The organism is Methylomarinovum tepidoasis (genome assembly GCF_030294985.1).
Lineage (GTDB): Bacteria > Pseudomonadota > Gammaproteobacteria > Methylococcales > Methylothermaceae > Methylohalobius > Methylohalobius tepidoasis.
This window is the reverse complement of sequence record NZ_AP024718.1, coordinates 2,062,958-2,083,267: the sequence shown is the minus strand read 5'-3', so window position 1 is coordinate 2,083,267 and position 20,310 is coordinate 2,062,958. Positions and strand designations below refer to the sequence as shown.

The following is a 20,310-nucleotide window of genomic DNA, read 5'->3' as shown; positions in this document are numbered from 1 at the left end:
GGACACAACTCAGGGTACCGGCGCGCGAAGGCAACCGAGCGCGCTGGGAAGGTGATCGAGCAATCGGAGCCTGCTGATAGTACCTGGGAAGTCGGGGAACCTGCCCCAAGGGACCCGACGGAGGGAAGCGGCAGGTCGGACGATGGGGCTTTCGGAGGGACAGATGGCCGGGACATCGAGCCAGGAGAACATCTCAACACGACAACGGAAGCTAGCGGAACTGGCCCGGATCGAACCGAAGCTGGAACTGACCACGATTGCCCACCACATCGAGGTGGTGTGGCTGGAAGAAGCCTGGCGGCGCACCCGCAAGGACGGGGCCGCCGGGGTGGACGGCGTGACTGCAGCCCAATACGCAGCCAACTTGGAGGAGAACCTGACGCGCCTGCTGGAACGGTTCAAGACCGGCCGGTATCGGGCCCCTGCGGTACGGCGCGTTCACCTGCCCAAGCCGGGAACGGGAAAGACCCGCCCGATCGGCATTCCCACCTTGGAAGACAAGGTACTGCAACGGGCGGTGCTGATGGCATTGGAACCCATCTTCGAGCAGGACTTTCTCGACTGCGCCTACGGGTTCCGGCCCGGACGCGGTGCCCACCAGGCCCTGGAGCGGCTGTGGGGCGGGCTGATGGCGATGGGCGGAGGCTGGGTCATCGACCTGGACATCCAAAACTTCTTCGACGACGTGGACCGGAACTGGCTGCGGAACTTTCTGGGGCAGAGGGTACGCGACGGCGTGATCTGCCGCGCGATCGGTAAATGGCTGAATGCCGGAATCATGGAAGGCGGGCAGCTTCACTACCCCGAACAGGGGACACCGCAAGGTGGGGTGATCTCCCCGCTGCTGGCCAACCTCTACCTGCATCACGTGCTCGACCTCTGGTTCGCGCAGGCGGTCAAACCGCGACTGCAAGGCAGCGCCTTCGAAGTCCGGTTCGCCGACGATGCGGTACTGGTGTTCGAACGGGAAGAAGACGCCCGGCGGGTATTGGCCGTGCTGGGCAAGCGCCTGGCCAAATACGGCCTGCGTCTGCATCCGGACAAAACCCGCCTGATCGACTTCAGAAAACCCCGACGGAAAGGCCAGAGCTTCCAATACCTGGGATTCACCCACTACTGGGGACGCTCAAGGAAAGGGCGCTGGGTCGTCAAACGCAAGACCGCCCGGGACCGACTCAGCCGCTCCCTGCAAGCGATCAACCACTGGTGCCGGCGCCACAGGCACTGGCCGATTCCCGCCCAGCAAGCGGCATTGAGCCGCAAGCTCAAGGGGCATTATGCCTACTATGGGATTGTCGGCAACAGCCAATCTCTGGCCCGGTTCCTGTACGAGGTCAGGCGGCGCTGGTACAAATGGTTGTCCCGCCGCAACCGGGAACGGATGAACTGGGACCACTTTGGGCGGCTGTACAAACGCTACCCGCTCCCCCCACCGCGCCTGGTTCACGGAATCGCCCGCCGCGTAGCGACGCCATAGTCCGAGGAGCCGGATGCCTTAATCGGGTACGTCCGGATCTGTGGGAACCGCGGGTGAGTAATCGCCCGCGGTCACCCGGCTGAGCCGCCGGTATCCGCCTGACGCACCACCACCTGAAGAGGTCCCTTGCTGTCCAGATGCACGTCGCGCTGCGGGAAGGCGATCTCGATGCCGGCTTCTCCCAGTCTCTGGTAGATCTGCCGGTGCAGGTCGGTGATGGTGGAAAGGCGGTTGTCCAGAGTGCCCAGATAAGCCCGCAGGATGAGAAGCAGCGAATTGTCGCCGAAGTTTTCGAAGGTGACCAGGGGTGAGGGGTCGTCCAGCACTTCCGGATGGCTCTTGGCCACCTCCATGACGATCCGCATCGCCTTTTCCACGTCGCAGCCGTAGGACACCCCGATCTGAATCACGATACGGTTGGTGGTGTCGGTCAGGGTCCAGTTGATGAACGCGCCGGTGATGAAGTTCTTGTTGGGGATGACCAGCTCCTGGCGGTCCCAGTTGAGGATGGTGGTGGCGCGGATGCGGATTCTGGAGACGGTGCCGGTGACGTCGCCGATGGTCACCACGTCGCCGACCCGGATCGGCTGTTCGAACAACAGGATCAGACCGCTGACGAAGTTGGCCACCACTTCCTGGAGACCGAAGCCCAGCCCCACCGACAGGGCGGCGATCAGCCACTGGATCTCCGACCATTGCACTCCCAGAGCCCGGAATATCAGATAGATCCCAAGGGCCGCGATCAGATACTGGGTCAGGGCGCTCCAGGCGTAGCGGGTTCCCTGGCTCAGCGGCAGGTAGCGCAGGACGGCGAATTCCAGCAGGCCGGGAAGGTTGCGGGCGGCGAGCATGGTGAGCAGACCCAGCAGGATGCCGGTGACCAGGTCGGCGAGGGTCAGCGGCACTTCTTTGGGAACGCCGCCGATGGTGCGCACGGTGTGCATCGGCAGGGTGACCTGCTCCAGAACGTTGAGCACCGGCACCGCATCCCGCCAGACGATCCACAGGCCGATGAAGGCGGCGCTGAAGAAGGCGATGTCGAACAGGCGGCGGGTTTGTTCGCTGAGGCGGACGAAATCCACTTCCGGCTCTTCCACCGGCGGCAGTTCGCCGCCCGCCTCCGCGTGCTGTGCCTCGCGGCGACGCAGGATTTCCTGGTAGCGCAATCGCCGTTCGGTGAGGTGGAGCCAGCGTAGCAGCAGGTCCTTCAGAATCACCAGGAAGACGAAGGTCCAGAAGGTTCGGAAAGCCTTCTCCGCCAGATAGAAGGCGGCGTAGTAATAGCCCAGCAGGGCCAGCAACCCCAACCCCAGGGGAACCGCCAGGGCGAGGGGGAACCACAGGCTGTGGTAGTTCACCACCCAGCTCGGACGCGATTTGGCCAGTTGCTCCAGAATCGGGCCGTGGCGCCGCCACAGCCGCCAGATCATGAAGGCGATCGAGACCATCAGCGCCATGAAGGTGAGTCGTCCCAGCCCCAGGGACAGGGGAGTGAGACTGGGGCTGCCGGTGGCGCCGATGACGAAGGTGCACAGGACCGCCCAGCCATAGAACCAGCCCAGCTGCCGCCACAGTTGTTCCCGGGTGACCTGGAGCCAGCGCAGGTGGCGTACGGCCAGTCCTTCGGGACGGCAGATCTGGCGCAGCACGCCGAGGGTGAAGGCGGGCCGGGACGCCAGCAGCAGACCGCCGGCCAGGTCGGTCAGGGCCGGATCGGTGAACGCATGACGTCGCAGCCACCAGCCGAGGCCGGACAGCAGCAAGGGCGGCGGAGCGGCGAGGAGCAAGGTGTCGCCGAAGGCGCGCAGGGTATTGAGGAAACGATCGCTGCGGACGCTGCGGGTGGTCAGTCCCAGTTGCTGCAGATCCCGGTACAGCCAGGAACGCAGACCCAGCAGCGTCAGGGCCAGGGCGACGGTCGATGCCGGTGGCAGGGGGTCTTGACGCAAGGTCCGCACCAGGGATCGGGCCACCGTTTGTAGATGCGCCGGATCGAGGACATCCGCGATGGCGGTGAGCAGGGTGCTGGGTTGCAGGAACAGCTTGCGTGCCGGAATCCACAGCAGCTGACGCTGCAGAAAGTGGCGGTAGCTCTGCACCTGTTCGTAATACCGTTGCGCCAGCGCGTCCAGCTCCGACAGCAGCCGGATGTGACGAGTGTATTCCTGTTGCAGCGCCTGCAGGGCCTTGCGGCGGTTGGTGACGGCCTCGCGCAGCTGTACCCGCAGCAGCATCCGCTGGTTGGCCGGCAGATCTTCGGGCAGCCGCTGCAGCCGGTCGGCGACTACGGTGTCGGTATCGCGCAGGCGCCGCAGGGCTTCCTCGATTTCGAAGCGGCGGACGACGGCCTGCTTGAGATGGGCGTGGCGTTGCAGGGTTTCACGGTGAAAGGTGTCGAGCGTGGGCAGGGTGCGGAGGCGGTGATAGAGTTGTTCGGCCAGCTTTTCGTCGGTGCCGGCCAACTCGATGGCCTGGCGGATGTGGTCGAAATCCTGTCGCAGTTCGTCGAGCCGGCGCTTGATCTCCTGGATCTTCCGCCCGAGCCGCTCGTCCTCCTCCATCAAGTGTTTCAGTTCGTTCCAGAACTGCAGGTTCTTCTCCAGAAACGGGCGGATTTCCGGTTCGACGGTCTTGAGGGCGACGGCCGCTTCCCGGCTGGCGCCGAATACCTGATGTTCACGGGCCAGCTGAGCGTGCCGGCGCAGGGTTTCGACCCGCTTGCGGCGCAGGTCCACCTCCATGGCGAGCAGATTGCGCTCGGCCCGGGCCAGGCGTGTCAGCAGGGTCAGGTGAGTCTGTCGCAGTCGCAGACGGGCCAGTTCGGCCTGAAGCCACTGCAGCCGCGCCTTCAGGGACAGGCGCCGGGCGCGTTGCAGGGGGGCGGTGCTGGTTTCTGGCAGGGTCGCCAGTTCCTGGTTCACCTCCTGCTGCTGGCGTTCGAGATCGGTGATCTGCTGACTGCCGGTGGCGGCTGCCTCCAGCAGGTCGGCCAGGCGCTGCTCCTGCTGTCGCAGCCGTTCCTCGGCCCGGGCCAGGGCCGCCTCCTCCTCGGCCAGCTGGACCTCGAGCTTCGCCAGCGGTTGTGTGGGCTTGAGAGGTGGCCAGTGGTGTGTCAGGGATTCGGGGTGAGCGATGCGGTGTTCGAGGGTCTTGAGACGCTGGGGGGCGTTGCGCACCTGGCGGCGGATTTCCTCCTGGGCCGCTTTTGCCGCCTGGGCCTGCTGCAACCATTGTTGGGCCTGACCGAGCCATTCCAGCGCCTGTTTGCGGTCCTTCTCCTCCAGGGTGGAGGATTCGATAGTCTGACGCAGCGCCTCGATCCGGGCCGCATCCGGCGCCTGGGGCGTGCCCCAGCCGGATCCGGCGAGCACGAACAGGAGAAAAAGCGCCAAGTAACGCCGCACCTCAGTCCGCCTTCGGGGGTTGCAGATCGGGCAGCCGTTTTTTTACCGGCACCCCCAGATCGACCAGCATTTCGGCCTGGCGGATCAGGTTGCCGCGGCCGTCGGTGAGCTTGTTGCGGGCTTGGCTGTAAGTGTTCTGGGTGGACTGCAGCTGCTGGCCGATTTTCTCGAAATCTTCGAGGAAGCCGCGCAGCTTGTCGTACAGCCTGCCGGCACGCTCGATGATGTGCCGGACGTTCTCCTGCTGGCGCTCGAAACGCCATAGGTTCTCGATGGTGCGCAGGGTCGCCAGCAGAGTGGTGGGAGTGACGACGATGATGCGCTTTTCGAAGGCGCGGGCGAACAGGTCCGGGTCGGCCTGGAAGGCGGCGCTGAAGGCGGCCTCGATGGGCACGAACATCAGCACGAAGTCGAGGCAGTTGAGGCTGGGAAGGTCTTCGTAGTTCTTGGCGCTGAGCTGGTCGATGTGGCGGCGGATGGATTCCAGGTGACGCTTGAGGGCGGCTTGGCGGCCGCTGTCCCCGTCGGCGTTGACGTATTCCTGCCAGGCGCTCAGGGAGACTTTGGAGTCGATGACGATGTCCTTGCCCTCCGGCAGACGGACGATGACGTCCGGGCGCAGCAGTTTGCCGTCGGCGTCGCGGAAGCTGCCCTGGACCTCGTACTCCTGCCCCTGCCGCAGCCCGGAGCGCTCCAGCACCGTCTCCAGCACGATCTCCCCCCAAGTGCCCTGGGCCTTGCTGTCGCCCTTCAGAGCCCGGGCCAGGCGCCGGGCCTCCTCGTCGAGTTTCTGATTGGCCTCCTGGAGGCGCCTGAGTTCCTGCAGCAGGGAGCCGTGCTGTTTCTGTTCCTCGCTGTGGATGGCGTCGATACGCCGGCGGAATTCCTGGAGCTGCTCGCGTACCGGAGCCAGAATCTGATCGAGGCTGTGGCGGCTCTGCTCGCTGAACTGGCGGCCCTTTTCCTCCAGGATGCGGGCGGCCAGGGCCTCGAACTCGGCCTTGAGCTGGGCGCGGGCCTGGTGCAGTTCGGCCAGTTTTTCCTCGTTGTGGCGGCGTTGGGCTTCCAGCCGGGTTTCGAGCTCGGTGTTGCGGGTCATAAGGCGCTCGCGCTCGCCTTCCAGCTCCCTGAGGCGGTTGCGGAGGGATTCGAGTTCGGTCGCCAGCTGTCGGTTGCGGTGTTCGGTCAGGGCCAGGTCCTGTTCCCGGCGGCTTAAGCGCTTCTGCTGCAGCAGGGCGGTGAGCAGGGCGCCAAGCAGCAGGCCGAAGGCAAAGGGGATCAGCCAGGTGGGATCGAAAGGCGGCATGTCAAAGGTGCGATTCTTCGAAGCCGAGATTGTGGAACAGGATCAGGAGGGTCACCAGGATGATCACGCCGATGAGGATGCGGCGGAACAGCACCGGGGGCGGCTGGTCCTGGCGGATGTGGCTGAGCACGTCCACCGCTGCCACGTACAGGAAGGTGCCGCCGGAGAACAAAAGCAGCAGGCCGATCCACTCGTGGGACAGCCGGTGCAGAAACAGAAAAGTGATCAGCAGGCCGGCAGGGGTGGCCAGGCTGAAGCGCAGCAGCTGACGCCAGGGATCGGAGGCAGGATTTTCTTTCCGCCACAGAAACGCGCCGAGGCCGAAGGCCACCGGCAGCTTGTGGACCATCACCGCGGTCAGGATCGGTACGCTGACCGCCATCAGGCCGGTGGCGATGCTGGCGCCGATGGCCAGGCCGTCGGTCAGGGCGTGCAACGCCAATCCCAGGGACAGGAGCGGGGTGGGATCGCCAGGGCTTTCGATCTCATGTCCGATCCCCCAGGATTCCAGTCCCAGCATCAGCAGAAATCCACCGAGGATCGCCAGGCCGGAAGCCAGCACCGGAGGCAGGGTCAAAAAAGTGTCCGAATGGGGGATGGTGTTGGGGGCGTGCAGCATGAACAGCATTTCGAAACCTTCCGGGATCACGATCACCATCGCCGAGGCCAGTAGGAGACCTGCGGCGATGGCAGTGGTCGCCGGCCAGTGTCCGGCCTTGAAAGCAGGCAGATAACGGGGGGCCAGGCCGGCTCCGAGCGCTCCGAGAAAGGCGACGAGGGCGAAGGCAAAAGCTGAAGACCAGGCGGACATGGGCAATCCTTGTCGAGTGAACGAAGAATCCTGCAAGTTTACCGTCTGGCCAGTGCTTGGACCAAATTCGAACCTCTAGCGTGATCGTTTCAAACCGGCACGCCGACCGGCAATAGATAGACCGGTTCGACCGCCTCCGGCAGGGCCAGCGCCTCCGCCAGCGCCATGTCGTCGAAGGCGCCGACGGTCACCGTCCCCAGCCCTAGGGCGGCGGCCTGGAGGCAGGCGTTCTGGGCCGCGTGCCCGGCTTCCAGATGGACGTAACGTGTCGCCCTGGTCCCGTATTTGACCGCGGTCCGCGCCGGTACCGCGGTGATGACCAGGATGGCGGCCGCTTCGTGTAAGCATTCCTGGTCCAGGGCGGCTGCGGCGATGGTGGGACGGTGATCCCGGGGACGCCACAGGACCAGATCGTGGCTAAGGGGGCGGTAATGGTACAGCCCGGGCGCCAGTTCGTCGCAGCGGCTTACCGCCAGCAGTACTTCCAGTGGATAGAGGGCGCCGGCGGAAGGGGCGGTACGGAATCCCTCACGGCCGCTGATCCCCTGGGCGGCCCACAGCAGCTGCCCCAGGGCCGCCAGGGTGACGGGTACAGGTTGGTAACTGCGGACGGAACGGCGCCGCAAAAGGGCTTGTTCCAGCGTGATGGTGTTTTCCAGTTGCGGCTGAGGCAAGGGGGTCGTCTGAACCCGACCGGGAACGAAGGGCATGGCTTTATCCTCCTCGCATGTGGCGCTGGAAAGGATGATACGCCAGAATGACAGGGTTGTGCGTGTCGGTGCCTGCCTAGGTCAAGGCGATCCTCAGCAGCATCAACCCCGCCAGTCCCAGCAGAAAGGCGCCGAACAGCGGTTGGATGCGGTGTTTGTCGATGCGCGTGGTCAGGTGGGCGCCGAGGCGAGCGCCCAGGAACGCGGCACCGGCGAACAACAGGGATGCGCGCCAATCCCAGTGGCCGGTCAGGGTGTGGCCGCTGAAACCGGCAGCGGCGGTCAGTCCCACCATCAGGGCGCTGGAGCCGATGGCGATCTCGATCGGCACGTTGAGCACCAGCACCATCAGCGGTACCAGGAACAGCCCGCCGCCGATGCCCAGCAGGCCGCTGGCGAAACCGGCGAGGCCCGCCAGCGGCAGCCCCAGCAGCAGATTGACTCGGTAGTGGCTGTCACCGTGGCGGCGTTGCCAGCAGTAGCGGGTGGCGAAACTGGGAAGGCGGGCGCAGGTTTCCAGGCGGATGTCGGCGAGGGTCACCACGCCGGCAATGGCGATGAGAACGGCGAAGGTCAGGGTCAAAGACTGGGGGGAGAAGCGCTCGGAGACCAGGCCGCCGCCGAAACTGCCGCCCATCGCCGCCGTTTCCAGGATCAGGGCCAGCTGCCAGTCGATCAGGCGGGCGCGGTGATAGACCGGCAAAGAGGCCAGGGCACCGGTCATGATGAGAAACAGGCTGGTGGCGGCGGCGGTATGGAAGGGAACGCCGAACAGCACCTGCAGCGGCGTGTACACCGCCCCGCCGCCCTGGCCGAACATGGCGAACACGGCGGCGGTCACGAACAACAGCAGCATCAGCAACAGATTCAACGGCGTCACGACATGCCCCGAGGGTTTTTCGTGCAACCGTAGTGGATCGCCGCCATCGCTGCAAGTCTGTTTTGCCTGCGGCGCGGGCGGGGGTATAGTGATCGCGATTGAGAAACGGGAGCCTTCCTGCCATGCCGATCGCGACCCTGACCCTGAATCCCGCCATCGACGTCACCTATGACATCGACCGTCTGATTCCCGACTACAAGGTCCATGCCGCCGCCACCCGCTACGATCCCGGCGGCAACGGCATCAACGTCAGCCGGGCCCTGAAACGGCTGCAAGTGCCAGCGCGGACCTTCTGCGTCCTCGCCGGGGAGACGGGGTTGTTTCTCGAACGTCTGCTGCAGCGCCATCTCGACGATCCCGCCTACATTCGCATCGCCGGCGAAACCCGCATCAACTGCACCCTGTTGGAGCAAGCCAGCGGCAGCCAGTACGAGGTCAGCGGCATCGGTCCGCACCTGGGAACGGACCGGCTCGACGACCTGCTGGACACCTTCGTGGATTACGTGGGGGAAGGCTGCGGGGTGGTCACCGGCTCGGTGCCGCCGGGAGTGGGGCCAGACGTCTATGCCCAGCTGGTGGGCCGCATCCGCGCCCAGGGGGGGCGGCCGGTGCTGGATGCCCACGGCGAGCTGTTGCGTCTTGGAGTTCAGGCGCATCCTTTCCTGGTCAAACCCAACCGCTACGAGCTGGAACAGCTGGTGGGACGACCGCTGCCCGACGCCGACACAGTGGCGGGCGTGCTGCCGCAGCTGAAAGAATACGGTATCAACTACTGGTGCGTCTCCCTGGGGGGCGAGGGGGCCGTGCTCTTCGACGGCCACCGGCTGTGGCACGCCCGTCCCCCCCGGGTGCCGGTCCGCTCCACCGTCGGAGCGGGGGATTCCATGGTCGCGGCCCTGGTGGCCGGTTTCGCCCGGGAGATGGATACAGCCGAGATCCTGCGCCTGGCGGTGGCCTGCAGTGCCGGCACGGTGATGCAGCCGGGCACCGAGCTGTTCGACCCGGAGCGGCTGCCCGAACTCTTGCAACAGGTCGAGGTCACCGTCATCGATAAGCGGACACGACGATAACGATCCAGAGGAGTGAAAGATGCTGTTTCTGTTCAAGGCTCTGATCAGTCTGCTGGTGGTGGTCAATCCCATCGACAGCACGATCTACTTTCTGACCTTGACCGCCGGTCGCCCTGCGGAGGAGCGCCGGGCCATCGCCCATAAGGCGGTGCTCGCCGCCACCGTCTTCCTGTTGGTAGCGGTCTGGTTCGGTGAACTGCTGCTGAGTCTGCTGGGTATCAGTATTGGCGCCTTCGCCGTCGGCGGCGGTTTGATGATGCTGGTGATGGCGATGGCGATGCTGCAGGCCAGACCCAGCGCCCTGGAGCGCACCCCGGCGGAAACCGAGGAAGCGGCCGAACGGGAAAGCATCGCCATCGTACCGCTGGCGATACCGTTGATGGTGGGGCCCGGCGTGTTGAGCATGGCGGTCCTGCTGGCGGACCAGGCCGGCGGCATCGGCGGCAGGATCGGTTTGACCCTGGTGGCCGGTGTGGTCATGGGGATACTGTGGTGGTTGTTGCGCAAGGCCGAGCCGGTCGTCGACTGGTTGGGGGCGACCGGCGCCAACGTCCTGATCCGGATCGCCGGAATGATTCTGGCGGCGATCTCGGTGCAGATCATCGCCGACGGCCTGATTCAGCTGTTCCCGGGGCTGGCGGGCCTGAAGATGGGCTGACGCCGGGTCAGCCAGGCCAGGATGGCAGCGGCTAACGCGGTGACCGCCGCCGAACACAGGAAGGCGACGGCCGACCCCCACCACTGCCACAGAGTGCCGAACAGCAGTCCGCCGGGCAGGGCGGCCAGTCCCACCACCATGTGGAACAGGCCGTAAGCGGTGGCCCGGCGGGCAGGCGGGGCGTGATCGCCGATCAGAGCCCGTTCCGGGCCTTCGGTCAAGGCCAGACTGCCGGCGTAGCCCAGGAACAGGGTCCAGGTCAGCCAGACGCCGTCATGGGCCAGGGCGAGGGCCACCAGCATCGCCACCCGCACGCCCCAGCCCCCCAGCAGCACGGCCCGGCGGCCGAGCCGGTCCGACACCTCCCCGCCCAGCAGCGCCAGTGGGGTCTTGATGGCGCTGGCCGCTGCCCACAGCAGCGGTACCCAAGCGATCTCCAGGCCCCGTGCGGTGGCCCACAGCACCACGAACACTTCCGGTGCCGCCGCCAGGGCGAGGGCGCCACCGGCCAGGATCAATCCCTGCAGATGGGGATCGAGGGCGCGCCAGCGCAAAGGCGGGAGCTTGGGCGCCGCTGGTCGGGCTGGCTCCTCCAGGCCGAATGCCAGCAGCGCCAGCACCAGCACGCCCGGCAGGGCCGACCACAGGAACACCTGGGTCATCGGTACGTCCTGCCGCAGGAGGGCGAAGGCCAGCAGCGGGCCGGCCACCGCACCGGCGTTGTCCAGGGCGCGGTGGAAACCGAAGGCCCGGCCGCGCAGCGGCTCGGGGGTGGCGGTGGCGATGAGGGCGTCGCGGGGGGCGGTGCGTACTCCCTTGCCGATACGGTCGAGAAAGCGCAGCCCCAGCACCCACGGCCAGGCGGTCGCCAGGCCGATGAGAGGGCGGCACAGATTGGAGAGGGCGTAACCCCCCAGCACCAGGCGTTTGTGGCGCCAGCCGCGGTCCGCCAGCCGACCGGAGACGATCTTGAGGAAGCTGGCGCTGGCCTCGGCCACCCCTTCCACCAGTCCGACCACTGCCGCCCCGCTTCCCAGCACCGCGGTCAGAAACACCGGCAGCAGCGGGGTGATCATCTCGCTGGCGGCATCGTTAAGGAACGACACCAGTCCGAGAACGACGACGGTGCGCGGCAGCCTCACAGCCGGTAGCTGCCTGCTTCGCAGCTTTGGGTCACCAGCGGGCACAGGCGTCGGCGCAGCACTTCGAAAGAGAAGTGGCGCCGCCCCAGTTCGTAATTGGTTTCCACCATCGCCTGTATCTTCTGTGGGTGGTCGAGGAGTTCCCGCACCGCCGCCACCGTGCCGTCGTCGATGAAATCGTCGAAGGCCAATACCTGGAAACCCTTGGGCTGGATGTCGATCTTGAAGATCTCGTAACGGCTCATGAACAGGGGCTTGCGGTAGTAGATCGCCTCCAGGAAGGCGTTGCCGAAGCCCTCCAGGGTAGAAGGATAGGTGACCAGGTCGGCGGCGTGGTAGGCGTCGGCCAGGGAGAAGATACGGCGGCCGTCGGTAGTGGTGCCGCGTACGTGGTTGAAACGTTCGGCGGCGAACAGCACCTTCACCCCCAGCAGCTCTGCGTATTCGGCCAGATACTGGCGGTAGGCGTCCCCCTCGTCGCCGCTGGAATGGGTGATGAGCAGGCAGCACGGCCGTTCCAGTTTACGGGCCAGCTCGATGGCGCGTTCGATGCGCTTGCGCGGTACGATGCGGGTGGGCTGCAACAGCAGGATCTCGTCGGCGCCGATTCCCAGTTCAGCCCGCAGGGATGCGGTGACCGCATCCGGCGGCGGGGGCGGGGTTTCGAACGGCATGACGTTGGGAATCAGGGTGGAGCGCATCCCGGTGCGCAGCGCCACCTGTTCGGCGGCATAGGAGTTGATGACCACGTGGTGGAGGAACGACATCGCCGGCGGGAAGGCGGCCTTGAGATAGTCCTCGGCGGCATTGAGGGCGTAGCGGCTGCGTTCCCAATAGAAATCGTGGTGATGGGCGATGGCGGGGATACGGGTTTCGGTGATGAATTCGGTCAGGGCCAGTCCCAGGGGCACGTTCATCGGCAGCGACAGGGCGTTCTCGATGACGAGCATCTCGAGGCGGAAGCGTTCCACGAAATCCCGCAGCTGTTGCTTCAGGCGGCGGCGCAGGGCGGCGATGGTTTCCGAGGTTGAAGGGCTGCGGTGGATGTCGTCGAACAGATCGGTGTTGAGGCGTTGGATCAGGGGATGCTTGAAATGGGCCTCGGGAACCACGTAACAGCGCTCCGGCGGCCGGTCCAGTTCGCCGGCGAGATAGAAGCAGGTATGGCCGGCCTGTTCCAGAATTCGGGACCATTTGGCCGACTCCAGCGACACCCCGTCGGTACCGGCCAGGCGGGTGGAAACGAAACCGATGTGATATTGCGCCATTGCAGATCCTCCTCGAACACGGGGATGATTTTAATGGATAGACAAAATCCGGCGGCAACGGATGTGATCGGCTAAACTTGTCCCACGAACTTCGAACCGGGACGCTGACATGGCCGATCTTTATTCCATTCCGGCCCCCCAACCTTCGGGCCTGACGGTTTCCCTGACTCCGGAGCAGGCCAACCACCTGCTGCGCCTGCAGCGCGACGTGCTGGCGGAGATCGTCCAAAACGACTATGCCCAGCAGGCTTTGGAACTGCTGTGCCGCAGTGCTGAAGCCCTGTTGCCCAACGCGGTGGCCTCGGTCATGCTCTACGACGAACGCCGCGAAAGCCTGCAGGTGCGCGCCGCCCCCAGCATTCCCCAGGAGGCCATCGAAGCCCTGAACGGCCTGGTGCCCGGAGAACGGGCCGGCTCCTGCGGTACCGCGGTGTTCAAGGGAGAGCCCCAGTTCGTGTGCGACACTCGGGTCGATCCCCGCTGGTCCGGGGAGGATTTCCGCCGTTTCGCCGAGGAATTCAATCTGCGCGCCTGCTGGTCCATGCCGATCCGCATCGGCAGCGAAGTGGTCGGTTCCATGGCGCTGTCGAGCTTCGAGAAGCGCAAACCCAGCGAATTTCACCGCCTGCTGCTGGAAACCGCCGCCTATCTGGCGGGTATCGTGCTCCGGCGCGAGCGCGAGCAGCGGCGTCTGTGGCGGCAGGCCCATTACGACAGCGTGACCGGCCTGCCCAACCGGCGGCTGTTCGAGCGGAATCTGCAGGCCGCCGTCCAACGGGCCCGGCACCGGAACGAACAGGTGGCATTGCTGTTCATCGATCTCGATCACTTCAAGGACATCAACGAAACCCTCGGCCACCGGGCCGGCGATGCCGTGCTGCGCCAGGTGGCCGACAGCCTGCGCGCCCTGGTCGAGGACGAAAGCGCAATCGCCCGCCTCGGCGGCGACGAATTTGTGCTCCTGCTGACGGCGGTGACCGATCCTTTGCAAGTTCATCACTTCGCCAGCTGGGTCCTGGAGGCCGTCAAACTGCCGGTGACGGTTCAGGGACACCAGTACCGCCTCTCGGCCAGCATCGGCATCAGCCTGTTTCCCGAGGACGGAGAGGATTTCACCACCCTTCACAAGCAGGCGGATCTCGCCCTCTACGAGGCCAAGGCCCAGGGGCGTGGCCGTTACATCCATTACCGCCGGGAGCTTGCGGCCAGGATCGAGGCCCGCACCGCGCTGGTGGAGGACATCCACCGGGCGCTCGCCGAAGACCAGTTCCAACTGACCTATCAGCCCCTGTTCACCCCCGCAGGCCACGTCGCCGGCTTCGAAGCCCTGATCCGCTGGCAGCATCCGCACAAAGGCTGGATTCCGCCGCTGGACTTCATCCCCCTGGCTGAAGAAACCGGCTGGATCGGCGAGATCGGGGACTGGGTGCTGGAAACCGCCTGCCGTCAGTGCCTGGACTGGTGGCGGCAGGGCGCCGCACCCTTCCGGCTGGCCTTGAACGTATCGGTCAAGCAGTTGCAGAGCGGTTATGCCGCAGCCCTGCTGAGCCGGCTGCGGCGCTGGGGATTTCCGCCGGAACGGCTGGAGCTGGAAGTGACTGAAAGCCTGCTGATGGATGGCGACAGCCAGGCGCTGGAGGAATTGGCGCTGCTCCGGGAAGAGCGGATCACGGTGGCAATGGACGACTTCGGCACCGGTCATTCCTCCCTGGCACAACTCAAGCGCATGCCCATCGACCGCCTCAAGATCGATCGTTCCTTCGTGCGCGACATTCCGGCCGACCGCAACGACGAAATCATCGTCCGCACCATCGTCGCCATGGGTCACGCCCTGGGACTGGAAGTCGTCGCCGAAGGCGTGGAGACGGAAGTGCAGCGGGATTTCCTGGTCCGCGAAGGCTGCGATCTGCTGCAGGGCTATTTCTTCAGCCGGCCGTTGGCGCCGGAGGCGGCGGCTGTTTTGCTGAGGTGACCAGTTTCACCACCGGCGGCCGCAGCCTCAATTCAGCGATCACTTCGTCATCCTGCTGGAACAGACGCAGCTGCGCGCTGCCATCCTTGGGGAGCAGCCCCTGGACCAGCTGCAGGCCGGTGCCCAGGGTTTCGGGACGGTTGAGGTCCGCTGTTAGCCGCGATCCTTGGCAGCGGTTGCGGACGGTGACGACGGCCTTCTCGCCGCTGCGGCGCAGATGCAGGGAAATCTGCGGGGTGGGCGTGTGACCGTGTTTGGCGGCGTTGAACAGGAGTTCGTTGAGGACCAGAGCGATGGCAACCGCATCGTTGTCGTTGACCACGATGTTGCAGTACCGGGGCACGTCCAGCGTCAGGGGGATCGGATGGGTGCGGTCGCAGGCCCGGGCCGCCACCCGCACCAGGTCGCAGAGGTAAATTTTGTCATCTTCCTGGCAGCTGCGCAGGCCGTAGGTGAGGGCGATGGAATTGATCTGGCGAATCGGGGTTTCCAGAAGCGACGCCAGCTCTGGATGCTCGAGCAACTGATTCTGCAACAGGCCGACGATGCCCTGGAGGTTGTTCTTGATCCGGTGGTGGATCTCCCGGATCAGCAGGTTGCGCTGGCGGCGTTCGCGCTCCAGCACCTCGGCTTCCCTGGCTCGCTGCCGGCTGATGTCGAGCACCAGCAGCATCACCCGGCCGGGTCCGTTCCTGCGGCCGGAAACCAGGACCGGGCAGGGCGCTTTGCCGGTGCGCTGCAGGCAAACCTCCAGCATCGTGGCCTTGCCTTCCTGCAGCAGCTGACGCCACCAGTCGCAGACCGCGTGATATTCTTCCGGCCGGCATAGATCCTGCCAGCGGCGGCCGCACGGCTGTTCACCGGCCATTCCCAGCAATTTGCGGACGTAGGTGTTGGCCGCCTCGATCACCCCTTCATCATTGAGATGGAGGACGCCGATGAGATCGGCATCGTAACAGTCGCAGGTCGTAAACACGTGCTTGGCATCGGAAATCGCTTTGCTCATAATGATTCATTGCAACCACTGGAAATTTAAGGTTATGACGGAAAAGAGGCAGCGAAAGATCCTGGTGGTGGACGATGATCGCCTCATCCTGTCCACCCTGGCCCAGGGGTTGGGAAAACTCGGCTATGAGGTGATGGAAGCGGCCGACGCCGAGGAGGCACTGGCACGAGTGAAGCGGCAGCGGCCGGATTTGGCCCTGGTGGACGTGCGCCTGCCGGGAATCGACGGTCCCGCCTTGGCTCGGCGTCTGCAGGAAGAATTCGGCGTCGCCAGCCTGTTTCTGTCCGCCTATGACGACCGTGACGCCATCGAGGCGGCTGCTGCGGCCGGCGGGCTGGGCTACCTGACCAAGCCGTGCAACGTTCAGGATCTGGTGCCGGCGCTGGAGCTCGCTGTCTGCAGGGCCCGCGATCTGGCAGCGCTGCGGGAGCGGGAGGCGAAGCTGCAGCAGGCGCTGGAACGCAACCGTGAGATCAACGTCGCCGTCGGCGTGCTCATGGAGCGTTTCCGCCTCTCCCGCCAGGTTGCATACGAACGCCTGCGCCAGCGTGCCCGCCACCACCGCTGCAAGGTCCGGGATCTGGCCTCCCAGGTGGTGCAGCTGACCGAGGCCGTCAACAGCTTTCTCGAAGACCATCGCAGTGCCAAAACCCAGCGCTGATTCCCCTCAGCCCTGTTGTCGCAGGGCGGCCTCGAACTGCCCTGCTGGCAGGGGGCGGTAGAACAGATATCCCTGCAGCAGATCACATTCCAGTTCCCTGAGAATCTCCCGCTGGGCATCGGTTTCCACCCCCTCGGCCACCACATTGAGCCCGAGGGTGTGGCCGAGGCCGATGATGTGACGGGCCAGTTCCCGGTTACGGCTGTGGTGCAGGTTCTGGACGAAGCTGCGGTCGATCTTGAGGGTGTCGAAAGGGAACTGGTGCAGATAACTGAGGGATGAATAGCCGGTGCCGAAGTCGTCGATCGCTAGCTGCACGCCGCCGTGCTTGAGGCGGTCGATGTTGGCCAGCGTCGTCTCTCCGCATTCCATCAGGATGGATTCGGTGACCTCCAGTTCCAGGGCTTGGGGAGGGAAGCCGGTGCGCTGCAGCAGCGCCAGCACCGTGGCGGCGAAATCCGCATCCTTCAACTGGACGCTGGAAACGTTGACCGCCAGCTGCAGCTCGCCGAAGCGTTGCCGCCACAGCTGGGCCTGGTGCAGGGCGGTTCGCAAAATCCATTCCCCCACCGCGCCGATCAGCCCCAGCCTTTCCAGTGCCGGGATGAAGCGCGGGGGCGCCACGGTCCCCAGTTTGGCGTTGTGCCAGCGCAGCAGCACCTCGCAGCCGGCGATGCGACGGCCTGCGGCTTTTACCTGGGGCTGATAGACCAAGCTCAGCTCGCCCCGTTCCAGGGCCCGATGTAGCTCGCTTTCCAGGGTGATCCGGGCATCGGCCTCGGCCTCTATAGCAGGATCGTAACGGCAGACCCGGTTACGGCCCTCGAACTTGGCCCGGTACATGGCGGTATCGGCGTGACGCAGCAGTGTGTGGGGATCGGCGCCGTTCTCCGGAAACAGGCTCACGCCGATGCTGGCGCGGACGAACAGTTCCCGGCCGTCGAGCCGGAACGGCTGCCGCAAGGTCTCCAGGAGCTTGGCGGCGATGGGACGCCAGTCCTCGGCATTGTCGAGGTCGGTGACGATGAAGGTGAACTCGTCACCGCCGAAGCGGGCCACGGTGTCGCTTTCCCGCAGGGCGTGGCACAGGCGCTGCGCCACGCCCTGCAGCAGCTTGTCGCCCACCAGATGGCCGAGGCTGTCGTTGATCTTCTTGAAGTCGTCCAGGTCCAGGAACATCACCGCCAGATGGTGCGGATGGCGGCGGGCCCGCACCAGTTCGAGGCGCAGCCGGTCCAGGTACAAGGCCCGGTTGGGCAGGTGGGTGAGCGGATCGTAGTGAGCCAGACGCTCGAGATCGGCCTCGGCCTGTTTGCGCTCGCTGAGGTCGTGGAGCACCGCCAGATACAGGGGCGGGTCGCTACTGAGGATGCGGTCCACGGCGATCTCCAGCGGCACCAGAGCTCCGTCGCGGCGCTGGCCGAAGGCTTCCAGACGCTGTTTTCGTTCCCGCCACAGGTGCTGCAGCAGTTGGTGGGCGAACAGGGGCCGGTAGCGCTGTTGCAGCAGCAGTTTGCCGATGTCACAGCCTTGCAGTTCTTCGCCGCGATAGCCCAGCAGGGTTTCGGCCACCGGATTCCAGGACTCCACCGTGCCGTCGCCGCGGAACACCAAAATGCCGTCGGGGATGTTGTTCAAAACCGCTTTGAGGTGAGCGCCGCGCTGCCGGCTGAGGGTTTCCAGCGCGGTCTGCTCGGTCAGATCCTCGAGGCTGAAGATCAGACCGTAGTGGCCGCTGCCGGCGACCAGATCGCCCAGCGCGATGGGGGCGATTTCGATCTGCAACAGCCTCCGGGCGTGTTCCAAGCGCAGTTCGTGGTGTTTCTGAGCCAGCAGCAGATCGGTGCACAACGCCTCCAGATCGGGAACCGGCAGCAGGTCCGTGAGTTTCGTTCCCGACACGGGGGATTCCGTCCCGCATAGTGCGGCGAATTTGGGATTGGCGCTGAGGATGCGCAGGTGGGCGTCGGTGACCGCCAGCCCGCAGGGGGCGGCGGTGATGATGCGTTCGGCGAAGGTTCTGAGTTGTTCGATGTGGTGGCGGTCCGCTTCCACGTAGGTGTCGATTCCCAGGCCCATGTCGAAGAAGACCTTGCGGATCAGGGCGGCGGTGAGGGCTTCGCGGGTGTCGCCATCGAGGTCGGTATCGCGCCACAGCCGTGGCAGCAGATGGATGAGATAGTGGGCGTAGGCGCCGGTGTACCACTTCAGGTCCAAGCCGATGCAGTGGTGAACCTCGCCGATGCGGAGGCGGCCGTGGATGTAGGCGGCGTCGCAGCGGTCCTGCAGCAGGCTGCGGAAATAGCGCTGCTGGCTGGCGCGCAGGCGCCCCAGGCGGGTTGGATTGGACAATAGCCGCTTGAGCGGCGGGAAGCGGCCGAGGTGGCGGTAGAAGGCGTGCACGAAGGTGTGGGCGCAGGGCAGCAGCAGGTGGCGGTAGCGCCGCAGCAGCGCCTGATCTTTGGCGGTGAACCCCAGGAAGTCCTTGCGCTGGCGGATTTCCTCGGAGTCGGGCGTTTCCATCTCGGGATAGCGTTCGAACGATTTCATTTCCAGCATTTCGGTCTCCGGCACAGAATCCGAGCGGCACTGCGCCGGAATCCTAGAATTGGCCAGGTGAACGGCTGATGCGGGGGCGGGGCATCGGAAAAGGCGGAAAGCGGGGCGGGGGCTTTCCTGAGGTTCGGTATCGAATCAGGCCGCTACTTTAAAGCGTCCCACCAGCGCCTGCAACTGGGTCGCCAGTCGCGCCAGCCGCTGGCCGGCGTCGGCGGTTTGTTCGGTGCCGCCGGCGGCGTCCTGGGTGAGGTCGTTGATGGTGAGGACGTTGCGGTTGATTTCTTCTGCGGTCACGCTCTGCTGTTCCGCCGCCGCGGCGATCTGGCCGCAGCGCTGGGAGATGCGGTTCACCGAGGCCAGGATTTCCTTGAGGCTGTCGCCGGCCTGACGCGCCTGATCGCTGCTGACCTCCACTTCGGCCTTGCCTGCTTCGATGGCTTTGACGGCATCGTCGGCGGCAAGTTGCAGGCGTTCGATCATGTCTTGGATCTCCCGGGTCGATTCCTGGGTCCGGCTCGCCAGGGTGCGGACTTCGTCGGCCACCACCGCGAATCCCCGGCCCTGTTCGCCGGCGCGGGCGGCCTCGATGGCGGCGTTGAGGGCCAGCAGGTTGGTCTGCTCGGCGATGCCCTGAATCACTTCAAGCACCCCTTCGATGGCGGTGCTGTCATCCTTGAGGCGGTCGATGACGGTGGCGATCTCGGCGGTGCGGCGGGTCAGGTCGCCGATGCTGTCCAGGGTGCGCTCGAACTCGGCGAAACCGCTTTTGGCCAGGCGGTTGGTTTCCTCGGATTCTGCCGCCGTGGCGGTGATTTCCCGGGCCACGTCCTGGATGGTGGTGCTCATCTCGGTCATGGCGCTGGCCAGTTGGGCAGTCTGGTCGTTTTGACCAGCCACTTGTTCGCGGCTCTGGGTAGTGATGGTGGCCAGCTCCTCGGCGGCCGCCGCCAGTTCCTGGGCGTGCTGCTGGATTCCCGCCATGGTCTGGTTGACCCGGGTGCAGGCGCGGCCGTATTCCCGGGCCATCCAGGAAAATTCGTCTTTGCCGGGAAGTTCGGGGGTGGTGGTGAAGTCGCCGTCGGCCATGGCCTTGATCGCCTTGACGATGCGTTCGGCCCGCTCACCGGCATGACGGCCAAGGTAAACGGCCAGCCACAGCAGCACCACGCTGATGCCGAGGGCGATGGCGAGGACTTCGCCGGCGTCCTTACCGCCGGAAAGACGCAAGTGGTTGGCGGCCATCAAGCCAATGCCGAGGATGCTGACGCTGACCATCAATCCCATCTGTTTCCCGAGGGAAAGTTTCTCGATCAGCTGCTTCATCGGTAACCTCCATAAACATAAAACATAAGTTCAACGTTCACCACACACGGTGGTGCCTCGGGT

The 20,310-nt window shown here is 65.3% G+C and carries 15 protein-coding genes; 5 read left to right on the top strand and 10 right to left on the bottom strand.

The window, feature by feature from the left end:
* Window positions 1–163 precede the first annotated feature (163 nt).
* Complete coding sequence (ltrA, locus tag MIN45_RS10500) at window positions 164–1,477, top strand: group II intron reverse transcriptase/maturase (RefSeq protein ID WP_286292052.1); 1,314 nt, start codon at window positions 164–166, stop codon at window positions 1,475–1,477.
* A 71-nt stretch (window positions 1,478–1,548) separates the two neighbouring features.
* Here the strand turns inward: ltrA and MIN45_RS10495 are convergent, their stop codons facing one another.
* From MIN45_RS10495 to MIN45_RS10475, 5 genes are all read right to left on the bottom strand, one after another.
* Entirely contained in the window at window positions 1,549–4,869 is a 3,321-nt protein-coding gene (locus tag MIN45_RS10495; RefSeq protein WP_286292050.1) for a mechanosensitive ion channel domain-containing protein, read from the bottom strand.
* Window positions 4,870–4,882: 13 nt separating this feature from the next.
* Complete coding sequence (locus MIN45_RS10490) at window positions 4,883–6,187, bottom strand: DNA recombination protein RmuC (protein WP_286292049.1); 1,305 nt, start codon at window positions 6,185–6,187, stop codon at window positions 4,883–4,885.
* 1 nt (window position 6,188) lies between these two features.
* Entirely contained in the window at window positions 6,189–6,998 is an 810-nt protein-coding gene (locus MIN45_RS10485; RefSeq protein WP_286292047.1) for a ZIP family metal transporter, read from the bottom strand.
* An 89-nt stretch (window positions 6,999–7,087) separates the two neighbouring features.
* Window positions 7,088–7,708 (bottom strand): SagB/ThcOx family dehydrogenase, encoded by a 621-nt coding sequence (locus MIN45_RS10480; RefSeq protein ID WP_286292046.1) that lies wholly within the window; start codon window positions 7,706–7,708, stop codon window positions 7,088–7,090.
* Window positions 7,709–7,784: 76 nt separating this feature from the next.
* On the bottom strand, window positions 7,785–8,588 hold the full coding sequence (locus MIN45_RS10475; protein ID WP_286292043.1) for a sulfite exporter TauE/SafE family protein: 804 nt from the start codon (window positions 8,586–8,588) through the stop codon (window positions 7,785–7,787).
* A gap of 122 nt (window positions 8,589–8,710) precedes the next feature.
* On the opposite strand from MIN45_RS10475, the gene MIN45_RS10470 reads away from it, so the two are divergent.
* Window positions 8,711–9,658 carry a 1-phosphofructokinase family hexose kinase gene (locus tag MIN45_RS10470; protein WP_286292041.1) on the top strand — a complete coding sequence of 316 codons (948 nt, stop codon included), beginning with the start codon at window positions 8,711–8,713 and terminating at the stop codon, window positions 9,656–9,658.
* 19 nt (window positions 9,659–9,677) lie between these two features.
* The gene (locus MIN45_RS10465) at window positions 9,678–10,316 is read left to right on the top strand and encodes a MarC family protein (RefSeq protein ID WP_286292040.1); all 639 of its coding nucleotides are present in this window, start codon (window positions 9,678–9,680) and stop codon (window positions 10,314–10,316) included.
* Here the strand turns inward: MIN45_RS10465 and MIN45_RS10460 are convergent.
* Together MIN45_RS10460 and MIN45_RS10455 are read right to left on the bottom strand one after the other, a co-directional pair.
* Window positions 10,277–11,458 (bottom strand): MFS transporter, encoded by a 1,182-nt coding sequence (locus MIN45_RS10460; RefSeq protein WP_286292039.1) that lies wholly within the window; start codon window positions 11,456–11,458, stop codon window positions 10,277–10,279. The two genes, MIN45_RS10465 and MIN45_RS10460, sit on opposite strands and share 40 nt — an antisense overlap.
* Complete coding sequence (locus tag MIN45_RS10455) at window positions 11,455–12,726, bottom strand: glycosyltransferase family 4 protein (RefSeq protein ID WP_286292038.1); 1,272 nt, start codon at window positions 12,724–12,726, stop codon at window positions 11,455–11,457. The genes MIN45_RS10460 and MIN45_RS10455 overlap by 4 nt, the downstream gene beginning before the upstream one ends.
* 109 nt (window positions 12,727–12,835) lie before the next feature.
* Here MIN45_RS10455 and MIN45_RS10450 point away from each other — a divergent pair, with 109 nt between their 5' ends.
* Window positions 12,836–14,698, top strand: coding sequence for a putative bifunctional diguanylate cyclase/phosphodiesterase (locus MIN45_RS10450; RefSeq protein WP_286292037.1), 1,863 nt, complete (start codon window positions 12,836–12,838; stop codon window positions 14,696–14,698).
* Here the strand turns inward: MIN45_RS10450 and MIN45_RS10445 are convergent.
* Window positions 14,652–15,704, bottom strand: a complete 1,053-nt coding sequence (locus MIN45_RS10445; RefSeq protein ID WP_286292036.1) for a PAS domain-containing sensor histidine kinase — start codon at window positions 15,702–15,704, stop codon at window positions 14,652–14,654. The two genes, MIN45_RS10450 and MIN45_RS10445, sit on opposite strands and share 47 nt — an antisense overlap.
* Before the next feature lie 34 nt (window positions 15,705–15,738).
* On the opposite strand from MIN45_RS10445, the gene MIN45_RS10440 reads away from it, so the two are divergent.
* Window positions 15,739–16,365 (top strand): ANTAR domain-containing response regulator, encoded by a 627-nt coding sequence (locus MIN45_RS10440; RefSeq protein ID WP_286292035.1) that lies wholly within the window; start codon window positions 15,739–15,741, stop codon window positions 16,363–16,365.
* 6 nt (window positions 16,366–16,371) lie between these two features.
* Here the strand turns inward: MIN45_RS10440 and MIN45_RS10435 are convergent, their stop codons facing one another.
* Both MIN45_RS10435 and MIN45_RS10430 read right to left on the bottom strand, forming a co-directional pair.
* Complete coding sequence (locus MIN45_RS10435; RefSeq protein ID WP_286292033.1) at window positions 16,372–18,924, bottom strand: EAL domain-containing protein; 2,553 nt, start codon at window positions 18,922–18,924, stop codon at window positions 16,372–16,374.
* Between the two features lie 135 nt (window positions 18,925–19,059).
* Window positions 19,060–20,247 carry a methyl-accepting chemotaxis protein gene (locus tag MIN45_RS10430; protein WP_286292032.1) on the bottom strand — a complete coding sequence of 396 codons (1,188 nt, stop codon included), beginning with the start codon at window positions 20,245–20,247 and terminating at the stop codon, window positions 19,060–19,062.
* Window positions 20,248–20,310: the final 63 nt, after the last annotated feature.